Raw genomic sequence first — 21,469 nt, forward strand, 5'->3', positions numbered from 1 at the left:
GTCGGCGGGGCCTGGTGAGCGGGTGCGCGTCGCAACATCCATCAGTTCTCAAACCTACCCAGGACGGCGGGGGATGAATCACCCGAGCGCACGCGCTATCGTGCCGACGTGACCTCCGGCGGTGCGACACGCGACCATGGCGACCCGGGAGACGCGCCGACCGTGCCGCCCCCGCTGACCGATCCGGTCAACACGATCCGGCCGTCGGCCGCCGAGGAGGCCCGCACCATCGCCGCGTCGACGAACACCGGCACGCTGGCGTCACTGACGGCCGACGGTGATCCGTGGGCGTCGTTCGTCACCTACGGTCTGCTCGGCGGTGCGCCGGTGCTGTGCGTGTCCAACCTCGCCGAGCACGGCCGCAACCTGGCCGGTGACCCGCGGGCCAGCATCGCGATCGTCGCTCCCGGCACTCAGTCCGATCCACTGGCCACCGGCCGGATCACGCTGGCCGGGCACGTCACCGCACCCGAGGGCGACGAGCGCGCCGCCGCGCGTGCGGCGCATCTGTCCGCGGTGGACGCCGCCAAGTACTACATCGACTACACCGACTTCTCGTTGTGGGTGTTGCGGGTGGCCCGGGTGCGGTGGGTCGGCGGCTACGGCCGCATGGACTCGACCAGCGGGCAGGATTACTCCGCCGCACAGCCCGACCCGGTGACACCTCTGTCGGCCGGCGCCGTGAGCCACCTCAACGACGATCACGCCGACGCGCTCGCCGCGATGGCCCGCACGCTCGGTGGGTACCCCGACACCACCGCCGCGGTGTGCACCGGGCTGGACCGCTACGGCCTCGATCTTCGGCTGACCACCGATCGCGGAATGGCCTACACCCGCATCGGGTACGCCGAGCCGATCGACTCGATAGACGAATTACGGCCGGCGACAGTCGAACTGACGCGACGGGCACGCCAGAGCTGAGCGGCCCGCATGCGTGCAATACCATCGCGGGTATGGCTGAGCAGCAGCGACCTGACACCTGGCAGGCGGCATTCGACCTGATCCGCACCCGGGGCCACGAACGTCGTGACGAGCCGTTCCGGCTGGCCAGCGGCCAGCTCAGCCACGACTACATCGACGGCAAGTACGCCGTGGACACCGGCGAGCGGCTCACCATCGTGTCCAGGGCGGTCGCAGATCTGGCCGCGCTCAACGGGATCGTGTTCGATGCGGTCGGCGGCCTGACGATGGGCGCCGACCCGCTGGCGCACGGCGTCGCCATGGTGACCGGCAAAGCGTGGTTCTCGGTGCGCAAGGAACAGAAGTCACGCGGACGCGAGCAGTGGATCGAGGGCACCCGACTGCAAACCGGCACCAGGGTGCTGCTCGTCGACGACGTCATCAGCACCGGCGGATCCACCGAGATCGCGCTGGAGCGGGTGACGGCGGTCGGCGCCGTGCCGGTCGGCGTCATCCCGATGGTCGACCGGGGCGACGTGGCGGCCCGCCGGTTCGCGCAACACGGCGTGCCGTTCTTCGCGCTGGTCAGCTACCGCGATCTGGGTATCGAACCGGTCGCCGACGTGTGAATCGGGCGCGCCCACGCACCCACACCGTCGCGTTGCGCGCCCGATTCAGCGGGGGACGACCAGGACACCGCCCGGCTCGAGGCCCACGGTCACCGGGTCCCCGGCCGCGAACCTGCGCGCAGCCGGGCTGGCCATCTGGGCGTTGATCACCGAACCGTCGGCCAGTACCACGTTCACCCGGGAGATGGCGCCCAGAAAGGACACCGCGCTGACCGTCGCGGTGCCGGCGGCATCGGCGGTGAGGGTGACCGTCTCGGGGCGCACCATGGCCAGCCCGTCCCCGGACGCGACCGAGCCCGCCAGCACGGGCACCGCCGCGCCGAGCAGGTGCGCGCGACCGCCGGAAACCCGGGCCGGCACTTTGTTGTTCAGCCCCACGAACTCCGCGACGAACGGCGTCGCGGGGTTGGCGTAGAGGTCGGCCGGGGCGGCGAGCTGTTCGAGCCGGCCCTGGCGCATCACCCCGACCCGGTCGGCGACGGCCAGCGCCTCCTCCTGATCGTGGGTGACGAACAGGGTGGTCGTGCCCACCTCGAGCTGGACCCGGCGGATCTGTTCGCGCAGCTGGGTACGGACCTTGGCGTCCAGGGCCGACAGCGGCTCGTCGAGCAGCAGGACCCGCGGTTGGATCGCCAGCGCCCGGGCCAGCGCCACCCGCTGCTGCTGGCCGCCGGAGAGCTCGGCGGCGTACTTGCCGGTGTGGGCGGTCAAGCCGACCAGATCCAGCATGTCGGATGCCCGGGCAAGCCTGTCGCGCTTGGTTTTCCCGCGCATCTTCAGGCCGAAGGCGACGTTGTCGAGCACGGTCAGGTGCGGGAACAGGCTGTAGGCCTGGAACACCATCCCCATGTCCCGCTTGTTGGCGGGCACCCTGCCGAGGTCGACCCCGCCGACCGACACCGTGCCCGACGTCGCCTCGTCCAGGCCCGCAAGAATCCGCAGCGCGGTGGTCTTGCCGCAGCCCGAGGGGCCCAGCAGCACCACCAGTTCCCCGGGCTCGATGTGCAGCGTCAGGCCGTCGAGGGCTCTGGCGCTGCCGTACGCCCGGGTGAGTTCGGTCAGCTCGACGGCCACCGCAGAATCGTGCCGGCTCATCCGGTTGCCCCCGGGATCACAGTGCTCTTGCTGCGCCGCCTGCGTTGTCCACGGGTCATCAGCGACAGCAGCAACAGCAGCGCGAACCCGAACAGCAGGGTGGCCAGCGACGCCGCGACCGACGTCGGACCGTCGCTCTTCCCGATCAGCACGATCTGCACCTGCAGGGTCTGATAACCGCTCAGCGACGCGATGGTGTACTCGCCCAGGACCACCGCGATGGAGATGAAGGCGGCGGACAGGATGCCCGGCCAGATGTTGGGCACCACCACCCGAACGATCGTCGACATCCAGCCCGCACCAAGGGATCTGGCGGCTTCCGCGAGTGTCTGCAGGTCGATCGCCGACAGGGCCGCATCGAGGGCGCGATAGGCGAACGGCAGCACGACGATCACGTAGACGAACGTCAACGTCAGTGCCGACTCACCGAGAAGGTAGGTCACCCACAGGTAGACGTTGCGCAGTCCGACGACGATCACCAGCGCCGGAATCGTCAACGGCAACAGACAGCAGAACTCGAGCAGTCCACTCATCCACCGGGCCCGCAGCCGCACCCAGATCATCGTCGGCACCAAAAGCGCCAGCATCGCCGCCACCGTGAACACCGCGAGCAGCAACGACACCACGATCGCCTGGTAGAGGGCATCGTCGGTGACCAGGTTGGCCCACGCCTGCCAGGTCCGCCCGTCTCCGAGCAGCTTGCGGGTGGAGAAGTCGGCCATCGCGTACAGCGGGAAACCGAAGAACAACCCGAAGACCACCCACAGCCCGGTCCGCACCGCCGTGTTCATGACAGCCACCGCGCGCTGCGACGCACCAGCAGGTTGTAGGCGCCCATGACCAGCGCCACCACCACGATCATCTCCAGCGCCAGCGCGTACGCGAAGCCCTCCTGTCCCAGTACCACCTCGCTGACCAGCGACGCGCGGATCAACAGCGGCACGATCGGGCTGCCCTGACTCACCAGCGCGGCAGCGGTCGCGTAGGCGGCGAAGGCGTTGGCGAACAACAACAACGCCGACCCGAGGAACGCCGGCGTCAGCAGCGGGATCGCCACCTCCCGCCAGTACGCCCATGTCGAGGCACCGAGGCTCACCGCCGCCTCGCGCCACTGCGCGCGCAGCCCTTCCAGCGCCGGGATGAAGACGATGACCATCAGCGGGATCTGGAAGTACGTGTAGACCAGGATCAGCCCGCCCAGGCCGTACAACCACCCGGAGCCGGCCATGTTCCAGCCGAAGAGTTGCTGCACCCACAGCGTCAGCACACCGTTGATTCCCGCAGTCGCCAGGAATGCGAACGCGAGGGCGACACCACCGAACTGGGCGAGCACGCTGCACAGCGAGAGCACCGCCCGGCGCACCATCGAGGTGGCGGGGCTGTTGACGATCAGCCATGCCAGCACGGCCCCGAACACCGCGCCGAGCAGCGCGGTCGCGCCGGAGAGCAGCACACTGTCGGCCAGCGCCGCCAGCGCGGTGCCACTGAACAGCGCCTCGATGCGCTGAAGCGAGAACACGCCGTCGGCGTACACCGAGCCCACGACGACCGTGACTGTCGGGATGAGCAGGAAGATCACCACGACGGTCAGGAACGGCAGCAGCGGCAGCAACTCGCGGGTCCGGCGTGCGACTGCACCCGACCGACCGTCTCCGACGGTCATCTCAGCCCACAGCAGCGGCCCAGTTGTCCGCCAGGTACTTCGCCGCCGCCTCGGTCTGTTCAGGCGTGGGCACGGTCACGGGTCCGTCGACGACGGGCATCGACGCCGCGACCGCCGCATCGAGGGTGCCGTCGGCGATCATGTTGTCGGCCCGCACCGGTCGCACCCCACCCTGGGCGAACAGGTTCTGACCCTCGTCGCTGTAGAGGAACTCCTGCCACAGCCTGGCCGCGGCGGGGTGCGGCGCGTCCTTGTTGATCGCCTGGTAGTAGTAGCCGGCCACCGGGTTCTCCGCGGGCACGATGATCTGCCACGTGGGCAGGCTCTTGGTCTGGGCGGCGTTGGTGTAGTTCCAGTCGATGACCACCGGAGTCTGCCCGGATGTGATGGTGGCCGGCGTCGGGTCGACCGGCAGGAAGTTGCCGGCCTGCTTGAGCTTTCCGAAGAACTCGACGCCGGGAGCGATGTCCTCCACCGACCCGCCCTGCGACAGCGCGACCATCAGCACACCGGAGAACGCGGCACCGGCCTGCGTCGGGTCGCCGTTGAGTGCCACCATCCCGCGATACTCCGGCTTGAGCAGGTCGTCCACGCCGGTCACCGGCGGCACCTTGGCCGAGTCGAATCCGATCGAGATGTAACCGCCGTAGTCGTTGACCCAGGTGCCGTCGGGATCTTTGAACGCGGCCGGGATGTCGTCGAACGTCGCGACCTTGTACGGCGCGAACATCGAGGTGTTCGCCAGCGCCACCGCCTGTCCGAGGTCGAAGACGTCGGGGGCGGTGCTACGGCCCTTCTGCTGGTTGGCGGCGTTGATCTCGTCCTGGCTGGACGCGTCCGGCTGCGCGGAGTTGACCTTGATGCCGTACTTCTCCGAGAACGCCTGGATGATCGCGCCGTAGTTCGCCCAATCCGGAGGCAGTGCGATCACATTGAGCTCACCCTCGGCTCTGGCCGCCTCGACAAGCCCCTCCATGCCGCCGAAATCCTGCGCGGAGGTGGCCTCGCCGGCCTTCACCCCGGACGCCGTCTCGGCGCCCGAGTTGTCACTCTCGGGAGGTGCGCAGGCCACCGCGCCCGAGACCAGCACCGCCGACGCCGCGACGGCGAGAACCCTGGTGGTGACGCTGGACAGCAATTGTGCGGTGTTCCGCGAGAAGTTCATTGCCGAACCTTCCGATGAGCAGGAGGCTGCGCAGTGGCCCGGTGGTTACCGCAGCACGGCTGCGCAGTGAACGGATTCACCGGACCGTGGGAACCATACCCTGGAGTGATGCCGGATTCTGATGCCGCCGTGGCATTCGCAGCCGCCCCCGTCGCCGTGTTGGGCACCGCCGGTGCCGACGCCGCACCACACCTGGTGCCGGTGGTCTTCGCGCTGCCCGAAGGTCGCCACGACGTGCTGTACACGGCCGTGGACGCGAAACCGAAAACCACGCAGCGGCTGCGCCGCCTGGTCAACATCGAGGCCAACCCGACGGTGAGCCTGCTCGTCGATCACTACGACGACGACTGGAACCAGTTGTGGTGGGTGCGCGCCGACGGCACCGCCACCGTCCATCACAGCGGCGAACAGATGGCCACCGGCTACGCGCTGCTGCGGGCCAAGTACCCCCAGTATCGGCGGATCGAACTCGACGGCCCCGTCGTCACCGTGCAGATCAGCCGGTGGTCGTCCTGGCAGGCCTCACCGGCCGCGCCGGTGCCGCAGAGCTGACCTCATCGCCGCTCGGCGATCTCCGCCTCGAGTTGTTCCTCGTAGGCGCCCTCGTCCCTGCCCAGTGCGACGGTGCCTGCCGCCATCGCCAGGGTGGCGATCGCGATCGCGACGGCGTCCCACCGCCCGACGTCCAGGTGTTCCCCGAGGACCACCGCACCGAGGAGCACCGCGACCACGGGTTCGAGCACCAGCATCGTCGGCACCGAGGTCTGCAGCGAACCGGCGTGGAATGCCGACTGTTGCACCAACACGCCCAGCACTCCCAACAGCACCAGCAGGTAGACCACCGGTGTGGTCAACACCGCGACGACGCCCTGGTGGGTGAGCACGTGCATGACGAGCTTGGTCAGCACCGCCACCACCCCGAACAGCACGCCGACGGCGACCGCGAGCAGCACCGCCCGGCGCCAGCCGACGGTACGCACCGCGACGATCACGCACGCCGAGACCGCCGCGGTGCAGACCACCGCGACGACGGCAGAGGTGGTCAGCGACGCCTCGTAGTCCCCCGGACGGGCCTTGGCCAGCGCCACGAACACCGCGAGCGCGATCGTCAGGAGCGTCGCCCACCCCCACTCGGCGCGGGTGACCCGCCGGTGTGCCAGCCGGGCGCTGAGCGGCAGCGCGAACAACAACGCCGAGGTGAGAATGGGCTGAACCAGCAGCAGCGACCCGTTCGCCAGCGCCAGCGCCTGAAACACGAACCCGGTGACCGCCGCCCCGGTGCCCGCCCACCACAGCGGGCGGCGCAGCAGCGTCTGGAACATCACCGGACTCACCCCGTGCTCGGCCGGCACGTCCAGGGTGGCCCGCTGGCGCACCACGATCCCGATCGCCAGGAACACCGCGGCGAGCAGCGCCAACAACACGGTCAGACCATGGCCGATGACTGGGCCTCCCACTGGTGTCAGGCTCCCTTCAGCTCACGGTCCCTGGACAAGGACAGCACACTTCGCCGCGCACCGCCCAGCCCGGCCGGGCCCCGCCATTCGATCGATCTTGTTTCAGCGCCCGGGAACTGGGCATTCCCCGGGGCATGAATCTGAGACGTGTGGTGATGATCGCCGGTGTGGCGTTGCTGTTGGTCGGCGTCATCGCGCTGTTGATGCCTGTCTCGGTCCCCGGGCCCGACACCAGCATCGGCTGCGGCAACGGTATCGCGGCCGACATGTCGGAGGCTCGCGACGCTGACAGCGGCAACCTGGCCAACCTTCCTGTGCTCAACGAGATCGTGCCGCACACCGACTACGTCGCCGAGTGCGAGTCCGCGCTGTCCTCGCGTCGTTCCTGGGCGATCCCCGTCGCAGTCGTCGGCCTGGTGGTACTGGCCGGATCCTTCTTCGTCGGTGGGCGAACCGGTCGGGTTTCCACCTGAGGAGCTGAGGCCGAGGACCTAACTCGCCTCGTCGACGATCCGCAGGTGCGGCCGGGACGGGGATTCCGCCGGCCCGAGCTTGTTGTTGACGGTGGCCACCGCTGAGTCGACGCGGTCCACGGCGCGATCACACATCCCGCGCACCCGGTCCCCGGCGGCGTCGACGTCGTCAGCAGCGCTGCGCAGGTAGGCGCGCAGGTTGATCCGGAGGCGCTCACCGGCGAGGCGCAACCTGCGCCGCGCCCGGTCGTCGACCTCGACGGTGACGTAGGGCAACACTTGGACCTTCATCGGTGAGCTCCCCTGCCTTCCGTCGATCGGACATCTGGATCCCAGCCTAACCGTGCTCCCGCCCGTGCCCCCACCTGCGTCAGCGGCCTGCCTGCCGTTTCCCGCAGCGTCAGCACGGTTGCCAGGGAGACGACCGCGGCGGCGACCAGGTAATAGGCGGGGCGGGGCGATGCCTAGTCGGAGATTCTCTTCAGCGTCACCTTGGCCGCCTTCACCGCGGCAGCCGCCTCCCGGCCGGCTTGCTTGGCGGCCTCGTAGGCGTCTCGCGCGGCGGTCAGCGCCTGTTCGGCGTCGGTCAGCCTGCGCTGCGCATCCTGGTGGCGCAGCCGCGCCGTGGCGAGGTCGGCCTGCAGTTCGGCCAGCGCCTCGTCGGCATCGGCCTTGGCGCGCTCGGCGGCGGCGACGTCGGCCAGGGCCTGCTGCCTGCGCCGGTCGTCGGCCGCAGGTCGCTTCGGGGGTGCCGGTCGCTTCCGGGCGGCAGGTGCGGCCATCTTGCTCTTGGGGGCTGTCGAAACCGCTGCGGTGGAACCGAATTCCCCGAATCCCGACCACTGTTCTGCCTTGCTCAGCCGGCCCAGCCGAGCCGCGACATCAGGATCGGCGATGGCGGCCTGCAGGGTTGCGGTCACCGAATCACGAACGGCGGGAGCCGGGTTCGCCAGTCCCGCGGCGCGGAAGCCGTCGCGGGCCAACTCGTCGACGAGTCTGCGCTGTTCGGCGGTCAGCGTCCGGATTGCGGCACCGTCCATCGCCGCGTGCGCCTCGCGCAGCCGCGTCCCCAGATCGGTCAACCTGGTTCGGGCCGTTCCCGTCAGCACCAGCATGTTGACGACCCACGCCGCGGTCGTGGGTTTGCGGCTGGCGGCGATCCGGCGGGCCGCGGCCGTGTCGCCACTGTCCTTGGCTCGGGCAGCCAGTTCGGCACGCAGCGCGGTGAATTCGTCGGGTCTCGCCGAGTAGAGCTCGTCCAGCGCACCCTCGACCATGGTTCAGCCCTGCGGGCGTGAGGGCACCGCGTGCCGGCGCATCGGTTCCCGTCCGGGCGGCTGCTGCGGCGGCGCCAGTAGCGGCACCACCGGCTGCAGCGCCACCTTTGTCGGGGACTGGGTGCGGATCTCCAGCGGCTTGCCCGCATGCCGGATGGTCAAAGACCCGTGCGGACCGTCCCGCAGACTGTAGGTGACCTCCGCGTGGTCGACCTCCACGGTGACCCGGAAGTCTCGCCACCGCAACCGGAATCGCAACCTGTTGATGCCGCTGGGCAGGTGCGGGTCCAGCGCGAGCACTCCCTCATCGTCCCGCAGCCCACCGAATCCGCCGACCAGCGCGGTCCAGCTGCCCGCCAGAGACGCGAGGTGCAGACCGTCGGCGGTGTTGCGGTGCAGGTCGCGCAGATCGATCAGCGCGGCCTCGTACGTGTAGTCGTGGGCGAGCTCCAGATGACCGACCTCGGCGCACATGACCGCCTGCGTGCACGCCGACAGTGACGAATCGCGGGTCATCCGCCGCTCGTAGTAGTCGACGTTGCGGGCCTTCTGTTCCGGGCTGAACTCGTGACTGCGCCACTGCATCGCCAGCACCAGGTCGGCCTGCTTGATCACCTGCGCGGGGTAGAGCCGCACATACGGTTCGTGCAGCAGCAACGGATACCGGGTGTTCTCGGTGAAATCCCATTCGCGCAACGTGGTGAAGCCCTGGCACTGCGGATGCACACCCAGTTCCTCGTCGAACGGGATGTGCACCGCGTCGGCGGCGTCCCGCCAGGCGGCGGTCTCCTCGGTGTCCACGCCCAACTCGGCGGCGGCATCGGGGTGGCGGGTGCACGCGTCCGCAGCGACCCGTAGGTTCGCCGCGGCCATCAGGTTGGTGAACACGTTGTCCCGCACGATCGCGGTGTACTCGTCGGGTCCGGTCACCCCGTCGATGCGCCACGCACCGTGGCGGTCGTGGTGTCCGAGAGACCGCCACATCCTGGCGGTCTCGACGAGCACCGCCAGGCCGCATTCCTGTTCGAGCGACTCGTCTCCGGTCACCACCCGGTACCGCTCGAAGGCCATGGCGATGGCGGCGTTGACATGGAACGCGGCGGTGCCGGCGGGCCAGTACGCCGAGCACTCCTCGCCGTGGATGGTGCGCCACGGGAAGCTGGCTCCCTTCAGATCCAGTTCGGCAGCGCGGTCTCGGGCCATGTCCAGTGTCGACGCCCGCCACCGCAACGCGTCGGCGGCTGCCCGCGGTGCGGTATAGGTGAGCACCGGGAGCACGTATCCCTCGGTGTCCCAGAAGGAATGGCCATCATAACCGGTCCCGGTGAGCCCCTTGCCCGGGATGGCCCGCTGCTCTGCCCGGGCGCTGGCCTGCATCACGTGGAACAGCCCGAAACGCACCGCCTGCTGACAGTCGGGGTCGCCGTCGACCTCAACGTCGGCGCAGTCCCAGAAGTCGTCGAGGTACTCGCGCTGAGCATCCAGCAGCCCCTGCCAGCCGGTGTAGCGGGCGCTGGCGATCGCGGCCGCCACCTGGTCACCGAGCGCCGGGCGGGAGCGCAGGCTCGACCACCCGTATCCCACGAACTTGACGATGCGGAGCCGTTCGCCGGCCTTGAGGCCGCAGACCACTGTGGTGCGCGCCCAGTCCTCGCCGGCGTCGCCGCTGACCTCGACTCGACCGGGAGCCTCCACGACGTGATCCATTGCGGCGGCCACCATCAGTTCGGTGCCGCGGGTGCGGTGGATCAGCGCCGCACCACAGTCGCTGACCTCGTACCGCACCGGTTCGAGCGGATTCACCAGCACCGCCGCCACCCGCGGGTCGTCCGAGGGGGCCGGCTGGTCCTCGTTGGCGATCAGCTCGGACTGCACCGTGATGCGTACGTCGTCGACCGCCTCCACCTCGTACTCGATGGCGGCCAGCCCCCGCTGCGCCAGCGACACCAGCCGAGTCGAGTTCATCCGGATCCGCTTGCCCGCCGGGGAACACCAGTCGGCGGTACGCAGCAGCGTGCCCGCACGCATATCGAGAGTTCTTTCGTGCGAGAGCAATTCGCCGTACCGGATGTCGAACGGTTCGTCCTCGACCAGCAACCGGATCAGTTTGCCGTTGGTGACGTCCACCACCGATTGGCCGTCTTCGGGATATCCGTACCCCGCTTCGGCGTACGGCAGCGGACGGACCTCATAGAAACCGTTGAGGTAGGTGCCGGGCAGACCGTGGGGTTCGCCTTCGTCGAGGTTGCCGCGCATGCCGATGTGACCGTTGGACAGCGCGAACAGCGACTCGGTCTGCGGCAGCAGTTCCAGGCGCAGCTCCGTCTCCCGGACCTGCCACGGCTCTACGGGGAACGCCTCGTCGGTGATCATCATGGCGAGAGCAACTCCCCGAGGTCGGTGACGACGATGTCGGCGCCGTTCTCCCGCAACGCTTCTGACTGTCCCGAACGGTCGACGCCGACCACCAGGCCGAATTCCCCGGCTCGTCCCGCAGCCACTCCGGACAGCGCGTCCTCGAACACCGCCGCCTCGGCCGGTGTGACGTCGAGCAGTTGCGCGGCACGTAGGAACGCGTCCGGCGCAGGCTTTCCCGGCATGTTCTCGGTGCGCAACGTGACCCCGTCGACCCGGTGCTCGACGTAGCGATCCAGCCCGGTCAGCTCGAGTACCTCGCGGGTGTTGGCGCTGGACGACACGACGGCACGCCGCAGGCCGGCGTCGGCAGCGGCCTGCAGGTAGCGCCGGGACCCCTCGAACACCGTGACCCCGTCGGTGCGCAGGTGTTCGAGGAACAGTTCGTTCTTGCGGCTGCCCAACTCGGTCACCGCGGCCGCGTCGGCATCCTCGGTGGTGATGCCGCGGCTGCCCAGGAACGACCGGATACCGTCCTCGCGGGGCTTGCCGTCCACGAAGGTCTCGTAGTCGGCACCGGCGTCAAACGCCACGAACGGCTCCCCGGTCTGGTCACAGCGGGTGCGCAGATACTCGTCGAACATCGTCTTCCAGGCCCACCGGTGCACGCTGGCGGTGTCGGTGAGCACACCATCGAGGTCGAATAGGCATGCGCGTATCCGGTCGGGTAAGCCGAGCATCCTTCCTTTCATACCCTGTCGCGGAAGATTCTCCCCACCGGGATGGTTGGCTGCAGGTATGCGCATCGGTGTGGTGTTCCCGCAGACCGAACTCGGCGGCGACCCGGGGGCGGTCCGCGCCTACGGCCAGCGGGTCGAGGAACTCGGATACACCCACGTGCTCGCCTATGACCACGTCGTGGGGGCCGACCCGGCGGTGCACCGGGGTTGGGCGGGTCCCTACGACATCGACACCACGTTCCACGAGCCGCTGGTGATGTTCGGTTACCTGGCTGCGGTGACCACCGCCGTGGAGTTGGTCACCGGCGTGATCATCCTGCCGCAGCGGCAGACGGCGCTGGTGGCCAAGCAGGCCGCCGAGGTGGATCTGCTCAGCGGCGGGCGGTTGCGGTTCGGGGTGGGGCTGGGCTGGAACGCCGTCGAGTACGAGGCGCTCGGCGAGCAGTTCACCAACCGCGGGAAGCGATCCGAGGAACAGCTCGAGCTGCTTCGGCTGCTGTGGACGCAGCGCTCGGTGACATTCGAGGGCCGCTATCACCGCGTCACCGGTGCCGGCATCGCTCCGCTGCCGGTGCAGCGGCCGATTCCGCTGTGGATCGGCGCCGCGTCACCGCGGGGTTATGCCCGGGCCGGCCGGATGGCCGACGGGTGGTTCCCGATGATGGCGCCCGGCCCGGCGCTCGACGAGGCCAAGGCGGTCGTCGACGCCGCCGCCCGAGAGGCCGGCCGCGATCCGTCGCAGCTCGGCATGGAGGGCCGCGTCACCTGGCAGGGCGACCCCGACCAGATCGCCGAGGCCATCGGTGCGTGGGCCGCCCGCGGCGCCACCCATCTCTCGGTCAACACGATGGGAGCCGGGCTGCGCACGGTCGACGACCATCTGGCGGTCCTCGAATCGGTCGCCGCCGCGCAGGCTTAGCCCGGTCAGCCCATGCCGAACATGGCGCGCAGGTCGGCGGTGCGCCACCAGATCAGCGCGACGAAGAGCACCAGGATCGCGACGGTCGCGCCACCCTGCACCAGGTTGCGTTGCTTGCGGGGTGCGTAGGCGTAGATCGCGGCCACCGCCGCGCCGGTGACGAGCCCGCCGATGTGCCCCTGCCAGCTGATGTTCTGCGAGGTGAACAGCGGATAGATGAACGTGAAGACGAGGTTCAGCCCGATGATTGCGACCACCCCGCGCACATCCATGTTCAGCTTGCGGCCCACCACGAACGTCGCGCCGAACAGGCCGAAGATCGCCCCCGACGCCCCGGCGGTCAGTGCGTTCAGCGTGAGCACGTACACCAGCACCGACCCGCCCAGCGCGCTGAGCAGGTAGAGCGCGCTGAAACGCAACCGCCCCAGGGCCTGCTCCAGCGCCGGCCCCACGAAGTACAACGCCAGCATGTTGAACGCGATGTGGGCCATGCCGAAATGCAGGAACGCCGAGGTCACCAGGCGGTAGAGGTCACCGTCGGCGACCGCGGGCGGCCACAGCGCCAGCGCGCGCTCCAAGCCGGTCGACGTCGTCTGCAGGACGAACATCGCCAGGTTGATACCGATCAGCACGTACGTCACCACCGGTGTGCTGGGCCCTTGCTGCGGGGCGCCGAACGAGGTGACGACCGGGCGCACGGTCTGCGCGGCGGCGCCGACACAGTCGGCGCACTGGTGGCCGACCGACGCGCTGTGCATGCACTCGGGGCAGATGAACCGGTTGCAGCGGGTGCAGCGGACGTAGGTGGGCCGGTCGGGATGCCGGTAACAGGTCGGCGTCTGCGGCGGTGTGCCGGGCGGGTTCGGGTAACTCACAGGTGCTCTATCGTTCGCTCGCTCACAGCTGCCCTATCGTTCGCTCGCTCACAGCTGCCCTATCGTTCGCTCGCTCACAGCTGCCCTATCGTTCGCTCGCTCACAGTGCCCCGAAGAGTTCGATCCAGTTCCCGTCCGGGTCCGCCACGAACATCCAGCCCATCCCCGGGACCGGCGCGAACTCGGTCAGCGGCTCCACAACCTCGTAGCCGGAGGTCTCGAACGCCTCGGCGACAGCGCGCAGCTTGTTCACGCCGATGGTGAAATACCGCAGGCCGGCTTGCGCGCGGCCACCTCCCGGAACGGCGGGTGCGGGCGTCGCGTCGGTGTAGGTCACCAACTTGAGCACGCTGCCGCCCAGCGAGTAGCGGCGCTGGGAACCGCCCTCGAACTCGATCTCACCCTGTGGTTCGAGTTCGAGGAAACCCTCGTAGAAGGCCACCATCGCCTCGAGGTCGGTGGTGACCAGGCCCACCTCGATGCCGGGGCTCAGCAGGTCCAACTTCACGGAGACCACGCTATCGCGCCACCAGGCCGGTCGCCGGTGCGTCCCATCGGTCGACGTTGACGGCCCCGGCCAGCGGACGGCGTCGCAGCGGCCCGTGGTGGCCTTTCGGCCAACCGACGACGATGTGTCCGGCGAGCATCCAATCGTCGGGAACACCGACTGCCTCGCGGAGCACTCGCTCCCCGTCATAGGACGCCCAGCTGGTCAGGCACGCGCCGAGGCCCTGCGCCCGGGCTGCCAGCAGGAAGTTCTGCATGGCCGGGAAGATCGACCCGCCCAGCAGCAGCTCCGAGGCAGTCGGGAAGCGCTTCTGCGCAAACAACACCGAGGTGAACTCGGCGGCGCGATCGTGCAGTTCGTAGGTGGCTCGATTGTTTCGGGCCTGCGGACTGTGGTCGTCGTCCGCCGGTCGGCTCATCCCGTAGACCGACTCGATGACCTGCAGTGCATGCGCGGCCGCCCGGGCGACGACCGCGCGCTGTTCGGCCGACCGCAGCACGACAAACCGCCAGGCCTGCGCATTGGCGCCCGACGGCGCCCAGGTGGCCGCTTCCAGACAGCGGCGTAATGAGGCGTCGTCCACGGGTTCGTCGGTGAAGCGCCTGATCGTGCGGGCGGTGGACATCGCTTCCCACACATCGCTGGTTTCGGCACGCATGCGGCCAACTTAGCGACACCGCCGATAACAATTCGATGACAACCCAGATCACGATCAATTAAGACTTCCCGGGAGATCCTGAGAACGTTCACGATTCCGTGTCCGATCCAGCGTTTGAAAACCCGAATCCGACGCAATGTGAGGTGAACATCACTGCTGACGCTGTAACGCTGGGCGCGTTGCGAATTCGACGTTCGGCGACCGAGTTTGAGCACTTCTGATCGCGGTTATCTTGGATTTCGGGCGGGGACATCAGGCAACAATCACAATCCGAAGGACCAATCGATCATGAATTTCAACGACATCACCGTGCGTCGCAGTCTGGCCGGTATCGGTGCAGCGTGTCTCGGGGGTATGGCCGCAGCAACCATGGCTGCCCCCGCGGCCACGGCACAGCCTGCCGACCAGTGCAGCGCCAGCGCTGTCTCCGGCACCGTCAGCTCGGTGACCGGTCAGGCGCGGCAGTACCTGGACGCTCACCCGGGCGCCAACCAGGCGGTGACCGCCGCGTTCAACCAGCCGCGGCCGGAGGCCGAGGCCAACCTGCGCGGCTACTTCACCGCCAACTCGACGGAGTATTACGAGCTGCGCGACATCCTGGCGCCGATCGGTGACGTCCAGCGCAACTGCAATGTGACCGTGCTCCCCGGTGAGCTGGCGTCGGCCTACAACACGTTCATGGCCGGCTGATCACATTCCTTTGGTCGCGGCGGCGGGTTCTGTCCCGCCGCCGCGGCACTTAGACTGACTTCCTATGAGGCCGACAAAAACAGCCGCGTTGGCCGCGGCGGTGCTGACAGGGTGCTTGATCACCGCTGCGCCGGCCCAGGCCGAGCCCGCTCCGCCACCCTCTCCGGCTCCGGATTCTTCCGATTCTTCTGGGGCACCCGATTCGTCCGCGGCGGCGAAGACCACCATCGACACCGACGGTTCCTACGCGGTGGGCACCGAGATCGTGCCCGGCGTCTACCAGTCCGCGGGCCCGATCGACGACGGTGCGTGCTATTGGAAGCGCACCGCGGGCGACGAGATGGTGGACAACGCGCTGACCAAGAAGCCGGCGTTCGTCGAGATTCTGCCGACCGACACCACGTTCTCCACCAGTGACTGCCAGACCTGGCAGCTCACCAACGCCCCCATGCCGCCGCAGCCCGGACCCGGTGACCTGCTGGGTCAGCTGACCGGCCTGGTCGGCAGCGGCTTCTTCTCCGGGGGACCCCGCTGACCGGGAGCAGCACCGTCGGCTCCGCCGAGGACGGCAGGATCGCCGTCCCACCCGATCTCGACGCCGTCACCTCAATCGGCCACGAAGACCACTCGGGTGTGGACCCGGCGGCAGTGGATCGCATCTGGCAGGCGGCCCGGCACTGGTACGCGGCAGGTATGCAGCCGGCGATCCAGTTGTGCCTGCGCCGCGACGGCCGGGTGATCCTCGACCGCGCGATCGGCCACGGCTGGGGCAACGGGCCTGCCGATCGACCGGACGCCGAGAAGGTGCTGGTCTCGACCTCGACGCCGTTCTGCGTCTACTCCGCCGCCAAGGCGATCACCACGACGGTGACCCACATGCTCGTCGAGCGTGGGCAGTTCTCCCTCGACGACCGGGTGTGCGACTACCTTCCGAGTTACACCAGCCACGGCAAGGACCGCACCACAATCCGCCACGTGCTGACCCACAGCGCGGGCGTACCGTTCGCCACCGGTCCCAGGCCCGACCTCAGGCGGATGGACGACAGCGACTACACCCGCGAGATGCTGGGAAAGATGAAGCCGGTGTACCGGCCCGGCCTGGTTCACATCTACCACGGCGTGACGTGGGGCCCGCTGATGCGCGAAATCATTTCCGCCGCAACAGGACGCAGTATCCGCGAGATCCTGCACACGGAGATCCTGGCACCTCTGGGGTTCCGCTGGACCAATTACGGTGTTGCGGCAGAGGATGTTCCGTTGGTCGCACCCAGTCACGTCACCGGCAAACCGTTGCCTGCACCGATCGCGAGAGCATTCAAGGCCGCCGTGGGCGGCACCATGACGCAGATCATCCCGTTCTCGAACACGCGGGAGTTCCTCACCGGGATCATCCCGTCGTCCAACACCGTCTCCAATGCCCACGAACTCTCCAGGTTTGCCGAAATACTGTGCCGTGGAGGCGAACTCGACGGTGTCCGGGTGATGTCCGCACAGACGTTGCGTGCCGCGGCCACCGAGTGCCGGCGACTGCGTCCCGACCTCGCCACCGGCCTCGCGCCGATGCGCTGGGGCACCGGCTACATGCTCGGATCCAGGCGCTTCGGCCCCTTCGGCCGCGATGCGTCCGCGGCCTTCGGTCACACCGGGCTCACCGATATCGCGGTGTGGGCCGACCCGTCACGGGCGCTGTCGGTGGCGGTGGTCAGCAGCGGCAAGCCGGGCGGACACCGCGAGGCCAAGCGCTACCCGCAGCTGCTCGACCGGATCAACGCCGAGATCCCCCGCGTCAGCTAATCGCCGCGCACGCCGCGGTAGATACCCCGTCGCACAATCCACGGCAGCAGCACCCGCTCGAACGACCAGGCCGGGAATCGGAACGCTCTGCCGTTGGGCGCGAACACTTCCAGTCCATCGGGTTGGATTCCGAGCACCGACCCCCACCGTCGCCTGGGCGGACGGTAGGTCTGCAATGACTTTCCGGAGAACGCCGCCCGCACGTTTCGGGCGAGCAGGCCGTCGGCGCGGTTGCGCGCGGAGCTGCGCAGCGGATCGGTGGCGGCGACGTCGCCCACTGCAAAAACCTCCGGGTGCCCCGGGACCCGGAGTTCGGGAGTGACGCGGACGAACCCCTGCTCGTCGAGGATCTCAGCGGGCAGCCACCCGGTGTTGGGTCGCACCCGCCCGATCGCCCAGAGGACCGCCTCGGCGACCGCCGGGGGTTGTCCGGTGCTCCACTGCACCGGGTCAGCTGTCAGCTCGTCGCCGGTGAACCCGTCGGCGAGTACCGCACGGTGACCGGGATGCAGCCCGACACCGGCGTCGGCGAGTCTGCGCCGGACCTTGTCCCAGGTGCGCGGGTGGTGTTCGGCCAGCGCCCGGTCGCCGGGGTAGTAGAGGTCGACACGTTTGCCGGGCCAGGTGGTCGCGATCTGGGCGGCGCTGCTCACCGCCGCGGCGCCACCCCCGACGACGATCACCGACCGCGCGGCGGCCAGCCGCTGGTGCGGAGCGCGCAGGTCAGCACCGATCTGCGCCTCGGTCTGCAATGTCGGTTGCCGCCAGAAGCCATTGGTGACACCGGTTGCGATGACGAGCGCGTCGTAGCCGATCTCGGTCGTGGTTCCGTCACCGAAGTGCACCGCCACCGTTCGGGACGCCAGGTCCACCCCGGTCAGGGTGCCGTGTACGGTGCGGACTCGGTCGAGGCCGCGGAACCGGCCGAACGGGATCCAGTTATGCCGGGCCCAGTCGTCGGGCCGCGCCAATCGCCAACCCAGCTCCTGCCCACTGACCAGCCCCGGCTTCGCCGAGATCCCGGCGACGTCCGCGTGGCGGGCCAGCTTGATCGCGGTGAGGACGCCGACGTCGCCCAGCCCGGCGATGACGACCCGCTGCCGCGTCACGGGTGGACCGCGGGGGCAGGCTTGGGCGGGCGGGGCACGAACCGCGACACCCGGTCCACGACGGCCTGATATTCGGGGCGGCGCTGCAAGCTGCGGGTCTCCATCATCGGGATGCTGGCACCGAGAAACATCGCCAGCATCGCGGCCGCGCCGACGAACAGCCACCAGGCGTCGGCAGGCGATGCGGCGACACCGAACAACGCCAGCGCGAACCAGAATCCGAACTCGCCGAAGTAGTTCGGGTGCCTCGACCAACTCCACAGGCCGCGGTCCATCGTCTCGCCGGGCTTCCGGTCCTTGACGAATCGGTGCATCTGACCGTCGGCGACGAACTCGAGCGCCACCGCGGCCATGCCCACGACGAACGCGACGACCGTCAGCCACGCCCAGCCGGTGCCCGGGGTGGTCACCGCGACGTAGACGGGCAGCATCCCGAGAAAGACCTGCGCGGTGGGGATCAGGTGAATGGCCACCAGATCGGCGAGGAACTCCCACCGGCCCGCGCGCTGCCGGAACATCGGGTAACGCCAATCCTCGTGGTGCAGGCCGGGAAACGTGTACACCCAGTTACCGGTCAGCCGCACCGCCCACACCACCACGAGCACCGCCACCAGCCAGATCCGCCACGGTTCGGCTTCACCGCCTTCAGCCCACCAGTAGAACAGCAGCAGCGGCGGGATGACGCTCCAGTAGGCGTCGTAGAAGCTGGAGTTGCGGTACCGGCGGCTGAAGCCGAACACGACCAGTGTCGCCAGCAGGTCGGCGATCAGCGTGTCGAGCCACAACCTGCCGGTGCCGGGCCCCCACACCAGCCAGGCCGCGGCCACCGCGATCGCCAGCACATACGCGGTGGTGACGAGGGTCAACGAGCGGGACTTGCTCACGGTGTGATCATGCATGACGTTCACCGGCCTAGTTGAACGCGGAACGTCTTCGGCCAGTTCTTGCCGGTCAGCAGGAACTCGCTGCCCTGGACATGGGCGATGCCGTTGAGAACCTGTGCCGACGGCGGAATCCCACGCATCCGCAGACCGGAAGCGTTCACAACCAGGTCGACCGCCCCGGTCCCCGGGTCGATGCGCACGATGTTGTCACCCGGCCAGACATTGGCCCAGACCTGGCCGCCGACGCACTCCAACTCGTTGAGGCCGCGTAAAGCATGGCCGTCACGCGCGACGTCGACGCCGCCGATTTCGGTTAGATCGGCTGGATCCTGGAACCGCAGCCGATCGGTCCCGTCGCTGCGGATCAGGCGCTCGCCGTCGAAGCACAGGCCCCAGCCCTCCCCGTCGAGCGGCACCTCCCGGATCGGCGACAGTGTCGCAGTGTCCCATTCAACCGCCACCCCGTCCCGGTAGGTGAGCTGCCAGATCCGGTCCCCCACCACGGTGATTCCCTCACCGAAATAGTTGCCGGGCATCGGCACCTCCCGGCGCACCGCGCCGGTGGACGGGTCGAGTTCGCGCATCTGCGACGCGCCGGCAAGTCCGGTGCCCTCGTAAAGCACCGCTCCGTCGATCTCCAGCCCCTGGGTGAACGCTTCGGGATCGTGCGCCAACTCCTCGAGCACGACGGGCTCGATCACCGGAGCCGTGGCGTCGCCCGGGCCGGCGTTTGCGGCGGTTGTGGCCGCCCAGCCGACCGCGACGACGACAGCGGCGCCCGCCCACATCCGAAGCTTCCTCATACCGTGGTTCTACCGTGCAACGATGGCGGAATGAAAGCGGTCAGCTGTGTGCGCAGCACCCTCGAAGTGGTCGACCTGCCGGACCCGAAGCCCGCTGAGGGCCAGATCGTGCTCGATGTGCTCAGGTGCGGCATCTGCGGCTCGGACCTGCACGCCAAGGATCACGCCGACGAACTCACCGAGGTGATGGCCGAGGGTGGCTACACCGACTTCATGCGCAGCGACACCCCGGTGGTGATGGGCCATGAGTTCTGCGGGGTGGTTGTGGAGCGGGGACGCAAGGTCGGCAAGGAGTTCACGCCGGGCACGACGGTGGTGTCCTTTCCGCTGGTGCGGGCGCAGGGCGGCGTCCATCTGACCGGGCTGTCGCCGGTAGCGCCCGGCGGTTACGCCGAGCAGGTGCTGGCGGAGGCGGCACTGAGCTTTCCCGTTCCCAATGGCCTTGATCCGGCGACCGCAGCGCTCACCGAACCGATGGCGGTGGCGTACCACGCCATCCGGCGCAGCGAGATCAGCCGCAAGGACGTCGCGATCGTGCTCGGCTGCGGCCCGGTCGGGCTGGCAGTCATCTGTCATCTCAAAGCCCGTGGCGTCGGCACCATCGTGGCCAGCGACTTCTCCCCCGGACGCCGAGCGCTGGCCACCCGGTGCGGTGCCGATATCGTCGTCGACCCTGCGGTCGACTCCCCGTACGAGGCCGTGCCCGCCAAGCAGCAGGGGCTCACCGCGTTGCCCGCGCTCTACGAGCTCGGCGTCGGGTCGATGGAGAAGCTGCGGCGGCTTCCGGGATGGTCACACGTCTACCGGGCCGTCGACCGGCTCGGCGCCACCGCACCCAAGCGGCCGGTGATCTTCGAGTGTGTCGGGGTGCCGGGAATGATCGACGGAGTCATCGGTGCGGCACCGCTGGCCTCGCGGATCGTTGTCGTGGGGGTCTGCATGGGTGACGACAAGCTGCGGCCGGCGATGGCGATCGGCAAGGAGATCGACATCCGCTTCGTGTTCGGTTACACGCCTTTGGAATTCCGCGACACACTGCACCTGCTCGCCGAGGGCAAGGTGGATGCGTCGGCATTGGTGACCGGGACCGTCGGGTTGGACGGCGTCGCGACGGCATTCCAGGCGCTCGGCGACCCGGAGACGCACGCCAAGATCATGATCGACCCGGCCAGCCAGGCGACCACACCCTAACCGCGAGGCCGCGGCTTGAGCACCGGGACTTGTCGGACCTGTCTGTGATGATGGGGTCATGTCTTCGGCGGCAACTTCTTTGGCTCCTAAGGAGCGGCTTGAGGTGTTGTTCGCCGAGCTGGCGGAGCTGGCGGGTCAGCGTAATGCGATCGACGGGCGGATCGTGGAACTCGTCGCCGAGATCGACCGCGACGAGCTGTGTGGGTTGACCGGGGCGCGGTCGCTGGAAGCGCTGGTGGCGTGGAAGGCCGGGGTGTCGCCGCGTAACGCGGAAACGATCACCG

25 protein-coding genes are annotated in these 21,469 nt (G+C 68.8%); 10 read left to right on the forward strand and 15 right to left on the reverse strand.

Going from position 1 to position 21,469, the window contains the following annotated elements; translation table 11 throughout:
* The first annotated feature begins 108 nt into the window (after positions 1-108).
* Positions 109-921: a HugZ family pyridoxamine 5'-phosphate oxidase gene (locus tag BEMPMBAN_RS18215; protein WP_159232624.1), complete on the forward strand. Its 813-nt coding sequence runs from the start codon at positions 109-111 to the stop codon at positions 919-921.
* A gap of 32 nt (positions 922-953) precedes the next feature.
* A complete protein-coding gene (locus BEMPMBAN_RS18220) occupies positions 954-1,529 on the forward strand; it encodes an orotate phosphoribosyltransferase (protein ID WP_159232626.1) in 576 nt (191 codons plus the stop codon).
* Positions 1,530-1,574: 45 nt separating this feature from the next.
* On the opposite strand, the gene BEMPMBAN_RS18225 is transcribed toward BEMPMBAN_RS18220, so the two are convergent.
* From BEMPMBAN_RS18225 to BEMPMBAN_RS18240, 4 genes are read right to left on the reverse strand one after another with little or no spacing between them, the layout of a single operon-like run.
* Positions 1,575-2,624 carry an ABC transporter ATP-binding protein gene (locus BEMPMBAN_RS18225; protein WP_159232628.1) on the reverse strand — a complete coding sequence of 350 codons (1,050 nt, stop codon included), beginning with the start codon at positions 2,622-2,624 and terminating at the stop codon, positions 1,575-1,577.
* Entirely contained in the window at positions 2,621-3,415 is a 795-nt protein-coding gene (locus tag BEMPMBAN_RS18230; protein WP_159232630.1) for an ABC transporter permease, read from the reverse strand. Before BEMPMBAN_RS18230 ends, BEMPMBAN_RS18225 begins: the two co-directional genes overlap by 4 nt.
* Positions 3,412-4,287 (reverse strand): ABC transporter permease, encoded by an 876-nt coding sequence (locus BEMPMBAN_RS18235; protein ID WP_159232632.1) that lies wholly within the window; start codon positions 4,285-4,287, stop codon positions 3,412-3,414. Before BEMPMBAN_RS18235 ends, BEMPMBAN_RS18230 begins: the two co-directional genes overlap by 4 nt.
* Before the next feature lies 1 nt (position 4,288).
* Positions 4,289-5,452 (reverse strand): ABC transporter substrate-binding protein, encoded by a 1,164-nt coding sequence (locus BEMPMBAN_RS18240; protein ID WP_159232634.1) that lies wholly within the window; start codon positions 5,450-5,452, stop codon positions 4,289-4,291.
* A gap of 108 nt (positions 5,453-5,560) precedes the next feature.
* Between BEMPMBAN_RS18240 and BEMPMBAN_RS18245 the strand changes: the two genes are divergently transcribed.
* A complete protein-coding gene (locus BEMPMBAN_RS18245; RefSeq protein WP_159232636.1) occupies positions 5,561-6,004 on the forward strand; it encodes a TIGR03668 family PPOX class F420-dependent oxidoreductase in 444 nt (147 codons plus the stop codon).
* A gap of 2 nt (positions 6,005-6,006) precedes the next feature.
* Here the strand turns inward: BEMPMBAN_RS18245 and BEMPMBAN_RS18250 are convergent, their stop codons facing one another.
* Complete coding sequence (locus BEMPMBAN_RS18250) at positions 6,007-6,909, reverse strand: DMT family transporter (protein WP_234897557.1); 903 nt, start codon at positions 6,907-6,909, stop codon at positions 6,007-6,009.
* Between the two features lie 134 nt (positions 6,910-7,043).
* Between BEMPMBAN_RS18250 and BEMPMBAN_RS18255 the strand changes: the two genes are divergently transcribed.
* A complete protein-coding gene (locus tag BEMPMBAN_RS18255; protein WP_159232639.1) occupies positions 7,044-7,382 on the forward strand; it encodes an aminopeptidase in 339 nt (112 codons plus the stop codon).
* An 18-nt stretch (positions 7,383-7,400) separates the two neighbouring features.
* Here BEMPMBAN_RS18255 and BEMPMBAN_RS18260 read toward each other — a convergent pair whose 3' ends face one another.
* The 4 genes from BEMPMBAN_RS18260 to BEMPMBAN_RS18275 form a co-directional block, all read right to left on the reverse strand.
* Positions 7,401-7,673 (reverse strand): hypothetical protein, encoded by a 273-nt coding sequence (locus BEMPMBAN_RS18260; protein ID WP_159232641.1) that lies wholly within the window; start codon positions 7,671-7,673, stop codon positions 7,401-7,403.
* A 173-nt stretch (positions 7,674-7,846) separates the two neighbouring features.
* Positions 7,847-8,659, reverse strand: coding sequence for a hypothetical protein (locus BEMPMBAN_RS18265; protein WP_159232643.1), 813 nt, complete (start codon positions 8,657-8,659; stop codon positions 7,847-7,849).
* Between the two features lie 3 nt (positions 8,660-8,662).
* On the reverse strand, positions 8,663-11,032 hold the full coding sequence (locus BEMPMBAN_RS18270; protein WP_200846035.1) for a glycoside hydrolase family 65 protein: 2,370 nt from the start codon (positions 11,030-11,032) through the stop codon (positions 8,663-8,665).
* Positions 11,032-11,754: a beta-phosphoglucomutase family hydrolase gene (locus BEMPMBAN_RS18275; RefSeq protein ID WP_159232647.1), complete on the reverse strand. Its 723-nt coding sequence runs from the start codon at positions 11,752-11,754 to the stop codon at positions 11,032-11,034. The genes BEMPMBAN_RS18270 and BEMPMBAN_RS18275 overlap by 1 nt, the downstream gene beginning before the upstream one ends.
* Before the next feature lie 58 nt (positions 11,755-11,812).
* Here BEMPMBAN_RS18275 and BEMPMBAN_RS18280 point away from each other — a divergent pair, with 58 nt between their 5' ends.
* The gene (locus BEMPMBAN_RS18280; protein ID WP_159232649.1) at positions 11,813-12,673 is read left to right on the forward strand and encodes an LLM class F420-dependent oxidoreductase; all 861 of its coding nucleotides are present in this window, start codon (positions 11,813-11,815) and stop codon (positions 12,671-12,673) included.
* 5 nt (positions 12,674-12,678) lie between these two features.
* On the opposite strand, the gene BEMPMBAN_RS18285 is transcribed toward BEMPMBAN_RS18280, so the two are convergent.
* The 3 genes from BEMPMBAN_RS18285 to BEMPMBAN_RS18295 all read right to left on the reverse strand — a co-directional run bounded on the left by BEMPMBAN_RS18285 (position 12,679) and on the right by BEMPMBAN_RS18295 (position 14,714).
* Positions 12,679-13,548, reverse strand: coding sequence for a rhomboid family intramembrane serine protease (locus tag BEMPMBAN_RS18285; RefSeq protein WP_159232651.1), 870 nt, complete (start codon positions 13,546-13,548; stop codon positions 12,679-12,681).
* Positions 13,549-13,648: 100 nt separating this feature from the next.
* Positions 13,649-14,056 (reverse strand): VOC family protein, encoded by a 408-nt coding sequence (locus BEMPMBAN_RS18290; protein WP_200846030.1) that lies wholly within the window; start codon positions 14,054-14,056, stop codon positions 13,649-13,651.
* Positions 14,057-14,066: 10 nt separating this feature from the next.
* Entirely contained in the window at positions 14,067-14,714 is a 648-nt protein-coding gene (locus BEMPMBAN_RS18295) for a nitroreductase family protein (protein WP_159232655.1), read from the reverse strand.
* A 288-nt stretch (positions 14,715-15,002) separates the two neighbouring features.
* On the opposite strand from BEMPMBAN_RS18295, the gene BEMPMBAN_RS18300 reads away from it, so the two are divergent.
* From BEMPMBAN_RS18300 to lipE, 3 genes are all read left to right on the forward strand, one after another.
* A complete protein-coding gene (locus BEMPMBAN_RS18300) occupies positions 15,003-15,404 on the forward strand; it encodes a heme-binding protein (RefSeq protein WP_159232662.1) in 402 nt (133 codons plus the stop codon).
* A 64-nt stretch (positions 15,405-15,468) separates the two neighbouring features.
* Entirely contained in the window at positions 15,469-15,939 is a 471-nt protein-coding gene (locus BEMPMBAN_RS18305; protein WP_159232664.1) for an Rv1352/Rv1906c domain-containing protein, read from the forward strand.
* Entirely contained in the window at positions 15,936-17,198 is a 1,263-nt protein-coding gene (gene lipE, locus BEMPMBAN_RS18310; protein ID WP_159232684.1) for a lipase LipE, read from the forward strand. Before BEMPMBAN_RS18305 ends, lipE begins: the two co-directional genes overlap by 4 nt.
* Here the strand turns inward: lipE and BEMPMBAN_RS18315 are convergent.
* Genes BEMPMBAN_RS18315 through BEMPMBAN_RS18325 form a run of 3 tightly spaced genes read right to left on the reverse strand, consistent with a single transcriptional unit; the run spans position 17,195 to position 19,994 of the window.
* Entirely contained in the window at positions 17,195-18,307 is a 1,113-nt protein-coding gene (locus tag BEMPMBAN_RS18315; RefSeq protein WP_159232666.1) for an FAD-dependent oxidoreductase, read from the reverse strand. The two genes, lipE and BEMPMBAN_RS18315, sit on opposite strands and share 4 nt — an antisense overlap.
* Positions 18,304-19,206, reverse strand: a complete 903-nt coding sequence (locus BEMPMBAN_RS18320; RefSeq protein ID WP_200846031.1) for a DUF1295 domain-containing protein — start codon at positions 19,204-19,206, stop codon at positions 18,304-18,306. Before BEMPMBAN_RS18320 ends, BEMPMBAN_RS18315 begins: the two co-directional genes overlap by 4 nt.
* A gap of 5 nt (positions 19,207-19,211) precedes the next feature.
* Complete coding sequence (locus BEMPMBAN_RS18325) at positions 19,212-19,994, reverse strand: glutaminyl-peptide cyclotransferase (RefSeq protein WP_159232668.1); 783 nt, start codon at positions 19,992-19,994, stop codon at positions 19,212-19,214.
* A gap of 30 nt (positions 19,995-20,024) precedes the next feature.
* Between BEMPMBAN_RS18325 and BEMPMBAN_RS18330 the strand changes: the two genes are divergently transcribed.
* Both BEMPMBAN_RS18330 and BEMPMBAN_RS18335 read left to right on the forward strand, forming a co-directional pair.
* A complete protein-coding gene (locus BEMPMBAN_RS18330; protein WP_159232670.1) occupies positions 20,025-21,185 on the forward strand; it encodes a zinc-binding dehydrogenase in 1,161 nt (386 codons plus the stop codon).
* 58 nt (positions 21,186-21,243) lie between these two features.
* The coding region (locus tag BEMPMBAN_RS18335; RefSeq protein WP_159232672.1) for a DUF222 domain-containing protein at positions 21,244-21,469 on the forward strand (226 nt) is incomplete at its 3' end.

The sequence above is a fragment of the Mycolicibacterium austroafricanum genome (genome assembly GCF_902705885.1).
In the GTDB taxonomy this organism is placed as follows: Bacteria; Actinomycetota; Actinomycetes; order Mycobacteriales; family Mycobacteriaceae; genus Mycobacterium; species Mycobacterium vanbaalenii_A.

What these genes read in the sequence shown, in the direction of transcription:
- BEMPMBAN_RS18220 (WP_159232626.1), top strand. Translation starts at nt 954, where the DNA reads ATGGCTGAGCAGCAGCGACCTGACACCTGGCAGGCGGCATTCGACCTG.
- BEMPMBAN_RS18225 (WP_159232628.1), bottom strand. Translation starts at nt 2,624, where the DNA reads ATGAGCCGGCACGATTCTGCGGTGGCCGTCGAGCTGACCGAACTCACC.
- BEMPMBAN_RS18230 (WP_159232630.1), bottom strand. Translation starts at nt 3,415, where the DNA reads ATGAACACGGCGGTGCGGACCGGGCTGTGGGTGGTCTTCGGGTTGTTC.
- BEMPMBAN_RS18235 (WP_159232632.1), bottom strand. Translation starts at nt 4,287, where the DNA reads ATGACCGTCGGAGACGGTCGGTCGGGTGCAGTCGCACGCCGGACCCGC.
- BEMPMBAN_RS18240 (WP_159232634.1), bottom strand. Translation starts at nt 5,452, where the DNA reads ATGAACTTCTCGCGGAACACCGCACAATTGCTGTCCAGCGTCACCACC.
- BEMPMBAN_RS18245 (WP_159232636.1), top strand. Translation starts at nt 5,561, where the DNA reads ATGCCGGATTCTGATGCCGCCGTGGCATTCGCAGCCGCCCCCGTCGCC.
- BEMPMBAN_RS18255 (WP_159232639.1), top strand. Translation starts at nt 7,044, where the DNA reads ATGAATCTGAGACGTGTGGTGATGATCGCCGGTGTGGCGTTGCTGTTG.
- BEMPMBAN_RS18260 (WP_159232641.1), bottom strand. Translation starts at nt 7,673, where the DNA reads ATGAAGGTCCAAGTGTTGCCCTACGTCACCGTCGAGGTCGACGACCGG.
- BEMPMBAN_RS18265 (WP_159232643.1), bottom strand. Translation starts at nt 8,659, where the DNA reads ATGGTCGAGGGTGCGCTGGACGAGCTCTACTCGGCGAGACCCGACGAA.
- BEMPMBAN_RS18270 (WP_200846035.1), bottom strand. Translation starts at nt 11,032, where the DNA reads ATGATCACCGACGAGGCGTTCCCCGTAGAGCCGTGGCAGGTCCGGGAG.
- BEMPMBAN_RS18275 (WP_159232647.1), bottom strand. Translation starts at nt 11,754, where the DNA reads ATGCTCGGCTTACCCGACCGGATACGCGCATGCCTATTCGACCTCGAT.
- BEMPMBAN_RS18280 (WP_159232649.1), top strand. Translation starts at nt 11,813, where the DNA reads ATGCGCATCGGTGTGGTGTTCCCGCAGACCGAACTCGGCGGCGACCCG.
- BEMPMBAN_RS18295 (WP_159232655.1), bottom strand. Translation starts at nt 14,714, where the DNA reads ATGCGTGCCGAAACCAGCGATGTGTGGGAAGCGATGTCCACCGCCCGC.
- BEMPMBAN_RS18300 (WP_159232662.1), top strand. Translation starts at nt 15,003, where the DNA reads ATGAATTTCAACGACATCACCGTGCGTCGCAGTCTGGCCGGTATCGGT.
- BEMPMBAN_RS18305 (WP_159232664.1), top strand. Translation starts at nt 15,469, where the DNA reads ATGAGGCCGACAAAAACAGCCGCGTTGGCCGCGGCGGTGCTGACAGGG.
- BEMPMBAN_RS18320 (WP_200846031.1), bottom strand. Translation starts at nt 19,206, where the DNA reads ATGCATGATCACACCGTGAGCAAGTCCCGCTCGTTGACCCTCGTCACC.
- BEMPMBAN_RS18325 (WP_159232668.1), bottom strand. Translation starts at nt 19,994, where the DNA reads ATGAGGAAGCTTCGGATGTGGGCGGGCGCCGCTGTCGTCGTCGCGGTC.
- BEMPMBAN_RS18330 (WP_159232670.1), top strand. Translation starts at nt 20,025, where the DNA reads ATGAAAGCGGTCAGCTGTGTGCGCAGCACCCTCGAAGTGGTCGACCTG.